Below are 8,648 nucleotides of genomic sequence, written 5' to 3'. Positions count from 1 at the left end.
GTTATTATGCCATGCAGGGTAATATACACAGCTATTTACAACAAATGAACCAGCAAATTTTTAGTAAATACGATGTAATGAGTGTAGCAGAAGGTGCCGGTAATACGTTTGAAGATGCACATAATTTGGTAGATAGTAACCGGCATGAACTGAATATTGCTTATGCTTTTAATGGGGTAGACCTTGCGAAGCCTAACGGATACAGCTTGTTGCAATTTAAATCGATTTTTTCGCAATGGGATAGTGCTTTTGAACACAGTGGGTGGCTGGCTGTTTTTTTGGCCAATCATGATCAGGCCAGAATGGTGAGCAGATTTGGAAATGATCTACCACAGTTTAGAACCCATTCCTCACAAATGCTCTCTACTTTTTTACTTACCATGCGGGGCACTCCTTTTTATTATAATGGGGATGAATTGGGCATGACCAATCCCAAATTTTCATCCATTCATGATTATCGGGATCAGGTAATATTAGATGAATACAAGCATACACAAATGACGGGCGGCAATGTGCAAGCACTGCTGAAAAATCTTTCTTTTGGAGCAAGGGATAATGGCAGAACCCCCTTTCAATGGGATAGTTCCAGAAATGCAGGTTTTACAACCGGAATGTCCTGGATTGGCATCAATGCGAATTATAAAACAGTGAACGTTGCTGTTGAAGAAAATGACCCGAATAGTTGTCTGCATTATTTTAGAAAATTAGTACAACTGCGTAAAAACAACCCAACCCTGGTTTATGGCAAATACACATTGCTGGATAAAGCCAATCCACAGGTATATGCATACCTTAGAGAAGATGCTGCCGGTAAATTTTTGATACTATTGAATTTTTCTGCTAAAGATGCGGTATTTAGTAGTCCTACATTATCTGCTAAAGCAAAAGTGGTATTGGCCAATTATGTAAAAACACCTATAACTATCACATTAAAAAATAAAATGCCCTTACGCCCTTATGAAGCCATGGTGATTCGATTATAGAACAGTTATAACGGTATATCTAACACCGTTAGTGGTGCTTTCAGGTGTATGGTTTGTAATCCTAACGAATGGGCTGTTTGTATGTTAGGTAACGTATCATCAATAAATAAAGTTTCTTCCGGGGCTAAATTTTGTTCCTGTAAAATAAGTTGAAATCCATCTGCATCCGGCTTGCGCATTTTTATTTTGTGAGAATAATAGGCTTTTTTGAAATAGCGGTTAAAATTGTCTTTGCCGGTATCACGTTTAAACATTTCCATGAAACAATCGTAATGAATTTGATTGGTGTTGGAATACAGAAAAACATCGTATTTATTTTGTATCAAATTGAGCCATTCAATTCTTTCGGGTGGAAAGTTAATTAACATAGCATTCCAGGCATGGGCAATGGCTTTGTTTGTTGCCAGGATACCTGTTTGTTTTCTGAAAGCATCATAAAAATCATGTGTTGCAATGGTGCCGGTTTCTAAAGCTGCAAAAAGGCTATTGGAGTGGGTTTGTGAAAAGAAACTGTAGAATTGTGTGGCACCTAGTTGTTGAAATGCCTCATTTGTTTTTTGAAAATCGAGGTTTATGAAAACACCACCTAAATCGAAAATAATATTTTTAACTAACTTCATACTACAATATTAAATCAAATTATGTTGATACAATACAGTAGTCAATAGCTGAAGTAATGGTTTAAAAATATTGATTAAGCTGCTTTTTCAATAGCCATAAAATTTACCAACCTGCCTGATTGGTTGAATATGGGGAAGCCTTCAATATGGCAGGTATATATACTGCCGTTTTTACGATAATTTACTAATGAGGTTTGGAAAGGTTGCAAGGCATCAATAGCCATTTTAATGGCTTTACGTGTATCAAGAGAAGTGGCCGGCCCCTGAAATAGCGTTGGGCGTTGGCCTATTACTTCATGGGGCCAATAACCATTCATGGTATGTAAGTTTTCAGTGGCGTGAATGATGTTTAATTGGGTATCGGTAACTATAATGGTTTTATCTTCCCAAATTAAGGCTTCCTGAAAAGCAGCACGCACTTCTTTCCATTCGTTCCGGTACATAATATTTTGTAGTGCTTCCAAATCTTTTTTTAATTGCTTGCGCCGTTCTATTCCTTCTAATACAATATCCCAGCAAAGCAAAGGATGTGGCGTTGGGTTGTTCTCCATGAATTTATTTTTCTGATGTTTAGTAAAATTCATTGTTATTCTTCGCCTAAGTATATTCTGTTATCCTTTCAGTCTAAAAAAGCCTTTAATCATTGAACAAACTTCAATATTTTAATTGATATAAAAAAACAGTTATATAATTTATAACGGTTTTTTAAAAAGTATCCATTTGCTGATTTTATGAGCCGCAACTAATACATCCTTCCTGCATGGTGCAAACAGCGCCTTCTGTTATGGTGGCTGTTACATCGGTTTCGGCTGCAGCTTCTGCCACTGGTATTACCGGTTGTGCAGTAATTTCTGCCTGTTTCTCTACAGTAAACTGAACAGCCTGTGTGGCTGCCTGTGACCGCAGATAATACATGCCTGTTTTAAGGCCTTTTTTCCATGCATAAAAATGCATAGAAGTAAGTTTGGATGAGTTGGGAGCATCTACAAACAAATTCAATGATTGCGATTGGCAGATAAATGCACCTCTGTCGGCAGCCATATCAATAATATTTCTTTGTTTAATTTCCCAAACTGTTTTGTACAATTCTTTAATATCTGCGGGTATTTCTGCTATGTTTTGAATAGAACCATTGGCCGCAATAATCTTCGTTTTCATGGTGTTATTCCACAAACCCAATTGAATTAAATCTTTCAGTAAATGTTTGTTTACTATGATGTATTCACCGCTTAATACCCTTCTGGTATAAATATTAGAAGTGTAGGGTTCAAAACATTCATTATTGCCGAGTATTTGCGAGGTAGAGGCTGTGGGCATGGGTGCAACCAGTAATGAATTGCGAACGCCATATTGTTTTACTTCCTGCCTCAGTGCTTCCCAGTTCCAACGGTTAGAAGGGGTTGCATCCCACATATCGAACTGGAAAATACCTTTTGATAAGGGTGAGCCGGCAAATGTTTCATAAGCACCTTCCTGAATGGCCAGGTCTTTACTGGCTGTCATGGCAGCAAAATAAATAGTTTCAAAAATTTCTTTATTTAACATTTTAGCTAAGTCACTTTCAAAAGGCAGGCGTAATAAAATAAACACATCTGCCAACCCCTGTACACCTAAACCAATGGGGCGGTGTTTTAGGTTTGAATTTCTGGCTTCTTCTACCGGATAATAATTATGATCAATGATGCGGTTTAAATTAATGGTAGCGGTATAAGTAACCTCATATAATTTTTCGTGATTAAAACTGCCGTTTTCTACAAAGCGTGGCAATGCCAGCGAAGCCAGATTACATACCGCCACTTCTTCAGGCGACGTGTACTCCATAATTTCAGTACATAGGTTACTGCTTTTAATGGTGCCTAAGTTTTGTTGATTGCTTTTGCGGTTGGCAGCATCTTTATACAACATATAAGGTGTGCCGGTTTCTATTTGCGATTCCATTATTTTAAACCAAAGCTCTTGTGCTTTAATGGTTTTGCGGGCCCTGCCTTCTGCTTCATACTGTGTGTACAATTTTTCAAAAGCTTCGCCCCAGCAGTCGCTTAAGCCGGGTGCTTCATTAGGGCAAAATAAACTCCATTCTTCGTTGGCTTCTACTCGTTTCATAAACAAATCGGGAATCCATAGTGCATAAAATAAATCTCTTGCCCGCAATTCTTCTTTGCCGTGATTTTTTTTCAGGTCTAAAAATTCAAATACATCGGCATGCCAGGGTTCTAAATACACTGCAAAGGCGCCTTTTCTTTTACCGCCTCCTTGGTCTACATATCGTGCTGTATCATTAAATACCCGCAGCATAGGCACAATGCCATTGCTGGTGCCATTGGTGCCGCCAATATAACTGCCCGTAGCACGTATATTATGAATGGCTAATCCAATACCACCCGCACTTTGCGATATTTTTGCGGTTTGTTTTAATGTATCATAAATGCCATCAATACTATCTTCTTTCATGGTTAACAAAAAGCAGGAGCTCATTTGTGGTTTGGGTGTGCCTGCATTAAACAGGGTAGGTGTAGCATGGGTAAACCAGCGCTCACTCATTAAATGATAGGTTTTAATGGCGCTTTCTACATCTTTTTTATGAATACCAATGGCTACCCGCATATACATGTGTTGCGGCCGTTCTACAATTTTGCCATTGATTTTAAGCAGGTATGATTTTTCTAATGTTTTAAATCCAAAATAATCAAAGGCAAAATCGCGGTCATAAATAATGGTACTGTCTAATAATTCTGCGTTGGTTTCAATTACTTCCATTACATCATCTGCTATTAATGGCATTTTTTTTCCGGAATGTGTATCAGTGTAATTGTATAAAAGCCGCATGGTTGCAGAAAAACTTTTGATGGTGTTTTTGTGTAGATTGCTTACGGCAATACGTGAAGCCAGAATAGCATAGTCGGGGTGCGTAATGGTGAGCGATGCGGCGGTTTCGGCAGCTAAATTATCTAATTCTGCAGTGTGTACGCCATCGTAAATACCCTCAATGGTTTTTTTGGCTACATCAATCACATTCACCATTGGGCTAAGGCTGTAGGATAATTTTTGTATTCGTGCGGTTACTTTATCAAATTTTACGGTTTCTTTTCTTCCGTCTCTTTTTATTACGTGCATGGTCAAACTATTTTAATTGAAATTATTTTATTGGGATATTGAATTACTTTAAAAATCCTCATCCAATGAAAAAGATTGTGATACATTGTTGGTACTCATTACACCGGCTTTTTGATAGTCGCCCACTCTTTTTTCAAAGAAATTGGTTTTGCCTTGTAGCGAAATCATTTCCATAAAGTCGAATGGATTGGTGGCATTGTACACCTTTGGGTAGCCCAGTTCAACCAACCAGCGGTCGGCCACAAATTCAATGTATTGTTGCATTAATTTGGCATTCATACCAATTAAATCTACCGGTAGTGCTTCCGTAATAAATTCTTTTTCAATGGTCACTGCATCAGTAATAATGCTTTTTACCTGTGCTTCCGATAATTTGTTTTGCAGCATTTTATACAACAGGCATGCAAATTCGCAGTGCAAACCTTCATCACGTGAAATCAATTCGTTACTGAAAGTTAATCCGGGCATCAAACCTCGTTTCTTGAGCCAGAAAATAGAGCAGAAGCTGCCACTGAAAAAAATGCCTTCTACGGCTGCAAACGCAACCAGTCTTTCTGCAAAATTGCCATTGGTTATCCAGCGCAAAGCCCATTCTGCTTTTTTCTTTACGGCAGGCACAGTATCTATGGCATGAAATAATCTGTTTTTTTCTTCGGGATTTTTAATGTAAGTATCTATTAACAACGCATAGGTTTCTGAGTGAATGTTTTCCATCATAATCTGAAAGCCATAAAAACAGCGTGCTTCCGGCAGTTGAACTTCGCTCATAAAATTAACCGCTAAATTTTCATTGACAATTCCATCGCTGGCTGCAAAAAAGGCGAGGATATGTGAAATAAAATGGCGTTCGCCGTTATTCAGGTTTTCCCAATCTTTTAAATCTGAGCTCAAATCAATCTCTTCTGCGGTCCAGAAACTGGCTTCATGTTGTTTGTATTTTTCCCAAATAGCCGGATAGTTAATGGGCAGAATTACAAAGCGATCTTTGTTTTCTTTCAATAAAATTTCATCACTGCTCATAGTATTACAATTTTTTTGTTTTATGAATATTCGGTGCTGAAGTGGTTGTTATATAAACCGGAATAAGTGGTTGCCGGCCTATACTGAACTAACCTGCTTTTCGCCCGAAAGCATTGCTATGTGTTGGTTTAAGGCAGGTCTTCTGACTTCCCATGATTTGGCTACCTTCCCATTTCTTTTGAAACAGTGGTGTGTTTTGCCAAAACATTTGAAAATGGGTAACAGCTACGGGGATAGTTCAGGACTTACACCTGATTCCCTATTCATTCCATGTGAAGGAAACCCTAAACCGAGCAGCAAAATAGTTAAGCTTGGGTTTAAATGGCAAAATTGTTATTAACCCCATGTTGAAAACATATTTCTCTTCAAACAAAAAAAACTGCACTAATCTTTTTTGTTCAATCCACCTCATACAAAGGAATGATTTTTTTTAACGAATACAATTTGTGGAAGGCCTGTGAAAAATTTTTGGATTCAATACTTTGGAGATATTGGGTTTTCAGATAAAATATATCGAAAAATAATGGAATTAGGATGGGATTTTAATTTGAAGTGAAGCTGCCGCCGGTTTTAGTTCATCCTCAGAAAGTGTGTTGGTTTCTATGTTAATGAGTAATCTATCGTTTGCTAAAAAAATTAATTCGTATTTATTGTTGTTTTTTTGATATGTTTCCATGTCTTTTTGCCCCATAAAATCAATTGATTTGGTGTAGCCGTCTTCTGATTCGGATTGAATATTCATTTTTGTAAGATGATTCAGCGAATAAATACCTGCTCCGGCATCGCCTGCACAATCAAATAGCGTTAATTTAATTTTTTGGCTGCCATCTTCGTTTTTATAAGTAGCATCTGCGGTTGAAAAGCCCATCATGTGGGTTGCCTCAAAACTGCTTCTTTTTAAGTTGAGCAATTGTTCGGGTAATAAAGCATTGTGCTGACTGGTAGTTAGTGGAGGTAGTTTTTTAATTCATTTACTTTTTGCCCCATTGCCTTTTACCGGCGGCATCTGAAAGGCCGGCCATTCAGGTCAACATCAACTTTTGTTGTATCGTCATCGCTGGTAATGGGGGTTTTGTGTTTGTTTTGCAGGCAGTTGAAAATGCAATCAATACAATTACAAGCAGCAATATTCTTTTCATAAAAAAGTTGATGTTCCATGCATCAAAATTGGTGCATTGCATAGCCTATTCATCCACGCAGTAATAAATTACAACTTCTGGGCTACTAATCGCAACACATCGGCACTGCCTGAATGAAATTTTCCTTCTGAAAGGATTACTTCTTTTTGGCCACAACTGATAATATGTAATAATTGAAAATCGGCACAGAGTGTGGGTGCATCGTATAATAAATTAGGATCGGTTGGTCCTCCACTTTTATGATGTATTTGTTCTTTGCTGAAAGATTCTACCACTAAGTAACCACCGGGTTTTATGGAGGCTACTACATTGGCGTGAAACTTTTTTCGGAGGGGTTCGGGTAAATGCACATAAATGAGTGCTACCGCATCATATTGTTTTTCCGGAACATAATCATTGATATCTTTTACTTCATAATGAATAGTGACACCCAATGATGCTGCACGTTGCAGTGCTTTTTCTTTTGCTACTGCACTGTAATCAAATGTATCAACGGTACACCCTTGCTGTGCAGCATAAATGGCATTGCGCCCTTCGCCTTCGGCGGGTAATAATATTGTGCCCGGTTTGTTGTTATCAATAAATGTTTTGAAAAACTGGTTTGGTTCTAATCCATACACTGAGTCATTTTCTGCATACCGTTGGTCCCAAAAATTTGTCATCATTTTATTCTTTTTTCAATATCACCCATTAACAATAAAAATAGCGGGCACAATTATTACAATATAACCCGGGTTCTCACTTTTCTTTATTTTTCTTCACTTGCAATAGGCAGTAATTCTTCTTCAATTACCTGTTTAAATACTTTTTTGGGTAAAGCACCGGGCTGCATCATGGGTTGACCTTCTGCCGGTATGAATAAAAAAGTAGGTATGCTTTGAATGCCAAATACGCCAGCCAGTTCCTGTTCTTTTTCGGTATCTACTTTATAAACAATCAGTTTTCCTTCATATTCATTCGATAATTCCTCTAAAACAGGAGCTACCATTTTGCAAGGCCCGCACCAGTCTGCATAAAAATCAATAATAGCAGGCAAGTTGCCTTTGTATTTCCATTCCTGTTCTTTGGTATAATCAAAAACAAAGTCTTTGAATTCCTGGGTGGTTAAATGTTTCGTTGCCATTGTAAAATTTTTAGCGAAGTTACAACATCAGTTTTTGTTGTTTGGTGATGTTTATCACATAATGGGTTGTATAACCGGGCAAAAAGAGGAACCATTATTTGCTGTTTGTTTAAAAAAAGGAATTTTTTTTGGGTGATATATGTCACAGTACAGGCTTTTTGCTGATGATAGTTTTGCATCAAATTTTTAACACGATGCTAAGAATGAAAAGAAAGTATGCAGTCAGTGCCTTCATTGGCGTATGTTTAATGTTGTTCAATCATCTGGTATCAGCGCAGGATAGTACGCAGGTTTTAACCTTGGCCGATGCTATTACAAGGGCATCTTCCAATAACAAATCAGTACAACTGGCAGGGGTTGACGAACAAATTGCTCAAAGCAATTATAAACAAACCGATGCCATATTTTTACCACAGGTTGGAGTTTCTTATACAGCTATGAGTACCAATAATCCCTTGAATGCATTTGGATTTAAACTGCAGCAAAAATCCATTACACAGGCTGATTTCAATCCTGATTTATTGAATCATCCTTCTGGTACACCAGATTTTTCCACCCAATTATCTGTACAGCAACCGCTATTAAATTTGGATATGTTGTATATGCGGAAAGGTGCAGCTAAACAATCTGAATTGTATCAGTTTAAAAC

Annotated in this window: 10 protein-coding genes and 1 riboswitch; of the genes, 2 read left to right on the top strand and 8 right to left on the bottom strand. The window is 37.7% G+C overall.

The features are described 5' to 3' along the window. Positions 1 to 983: alpha-amylase family glycosyl hydrolase (locus JK139_RS15020; RefSeq protein ID WP_218332058.1), on the top strand; the 983-nt coding region annotated here is incomplete at its 5' end. A 5-nt stretch (positions 984 to 988) separates the two neighbouring features. On the opposite strand, the gene JK139_RS15015 is transcribed toward JK139_RS15020, so the two are convergent. From JK139_RS15015 to trxA, 8 genes are all read right to left on the bottom strand, one after another. After that, entirely contained in the window at positions 989 to 1,603 is a 615-nt protein-coding gene (locus tag JK139_RS15015; protein WP_218332056.1) for an HAD family hydrolase, read from the bottom strand. 74 nt (positions 1,604 to 1,677) lie between these two features. Next, the gene (locus JK139_RS15010; protein WP_218332054.1) at positions 1,678 to 2,154 is read right to left on the bottom strand and encodes a PAS domain-containing protein; all 477 of its coding nucleotides are present in this window, start codon (positions 2,152 to 2,154) and stop codon (positions 1,678 to 1,680) included. Between the two features lie 178 nt (positions 2,155 to 2,332). Continuing rightward, complete coding sequence (locus tag JK139_RS15005; protein WP_218332052.1) at positions 2,333 to 4,717, bottom strand: ribonucleoside-diphosphate reductase subunit alpha; 2,385 nt, start codon at positions 4,715 to 4,717, stop codon at positions 2,333 to 2,335. 48 nt (positions 4,718 to 4,765) lie between these two features. Then, positions 4,766 to 5,737: a ribonucleoside-diphosphate reductase small subunit gene (locus tag JK139_RS15000; RefSeq protein WP_218332050.1), complete on the bottom strand. Its 972-nt coding sequence runs from the start codon at positions 5,735 to 5,737 to the stop codon at positions 4,766 to 4,768. A gap of 115 nt (positions 5,738 to 5,852) precedes the next feature. Further along, a riboswitch (cobalamin riboswitch) is annotated at positions 5,853 to 6,039 on the bottom strand. A 227-nt stretch (positions 6,040 to 6,266) separates the two neighbouring features. Next, on the bottom strand, positions 6,267 to 6,608 hold the full coding sequence (locus JK139_RS14995) for a hypothetical protein (RefSeq protein ID WP_218332048.1): 342 nt from the start codon (positions 6,606 to 6,608) through the stop codon (positions 6,267 to 6,269). 122 nt (positions 6,609 to 6,730) lie between these two features. Next, entirely contained in the window at positions 6,731 to 6,895 is a 165-nt protein-coding gene (locus tag JK139_RS14990; RefSeq protein ID WP_218332046.1) for a hypothetical protein, read from the bottom strand. Between the two features lie 49 nt (positions 6,896 to 6,944). After that, positions 6,945 to 7,541 carry a class I SAM-dependent methyltransferase gene (locus tag JK139_RS14985; RefSeq protein WP_218332044.1) on the bottom strand — a complete coding sequence of 199 codons (597 nt, stop codon included), beginning with the start codon at positions 7,539 to 7,541 and terminating at the stop codon, positions 6,945 to 6,947. 83 nt (positions 7,542 to 7,624) lie between these two features. Next, positions 7,625 to 7,999 carry a thioredoxin gene (trxA, locus tag JK139_RS14980; RefSeq protein WP_218332042.1) on the bottom strand — a complete coding sequence of 125 codons (375 nt, stop codon included), beginning with the start codon at positions 7,997 to 7,999 and terminating at the stop codon, positions 7,625 to 7,627. Positions 8,000 to 8,202: 203 nt separating this feature from the next. Here trxA and JK139_RS14975 point away from each other — a divergent pair. Further along, positions 8,203 to 8,648 (top strand): TolC family protein (locus JK139_RS14975; RefSeq protein ID WP_218332040.1); only part of this gene is annotated, 446 nt, incomplete at its 3' end.

The organism is Hydrotalea lipotrueae (assembly GCF_019249625.1).
Taxonomy (GTDB): domain Bacteria; phylum Bacteroidota; class Bacteroidia; order Chitinophagales; family Chitinophagaceae; genus Hydrotalea; species Hydrotalea flava.
The sequence above is the reverse complement of the archived record's forward strand: the minus strand, read 5'-3'. Positions and strand labels throughout refer to the sequence as shown.

What these genes read in the sequence shown, in the direction of transcription:
- JK139_RS15015 (WP_218332056.1), bottom strand. Translation starts at nt 1,603, where the DNA reads ATGAAGTTAGTTAAAAATATTATTTTCGATTTAGGTGGTGTTTTCATA.
- JK139_RS15010 (WP_218332054.1), bottom strand. Translation starts at nt 2,154, where the DNA reads ATGGAGAACAACCCAACGCCACATCCTTTGCTTTGCTGGGATATTGTA.
- JK139_RS15005 (WP_218332052.1), bottom strand. Translation starts at nt 4,717, where the DNA reads ATGCACGTAATAAAAAGAGACGGAAGAAAAGAAACCGTAAAATTTGAT.
- JK139_RS15000 (WP_218332050.1), bottom strand. Translation starts at nt 5,737, where the DNA reads ATGAGCAGTGATGAAATTTTATTGAAAGAAAACAAAGATCGCTTTGTA.
- JK139_RS14995 (WP_218332048.1), bottom strand. Translation starts at nt 6,608, where the DNA reads ATGATGGGCTTTTCAACCGCAGATGCTACTTATAAAAACGAAGATGGC.
- JK139_RS14990 (WP_218332046.1), bottom strand. Translation starts at nt 6,895, where the DNA reads ATGGAACATCAACTTTTTTATGAAAAGAATATTGCTGCTTGTAATTGT.
- JK139_RS14985 (WP_218332044.1), bottom strand. Translation starts at nt 7,541, where the DNA reads ATGATGACAAATTTTTGGGACCAACGGTATGCAGAAAATGACTCAGTG.
- trxA (WP_218332042.1), bottom strand. Translation starts at nt 7,999, where the DNA reads ATGGCAACGAAACATTTAACCACCCAGGAATTCAAAGACTTTGTTTTT.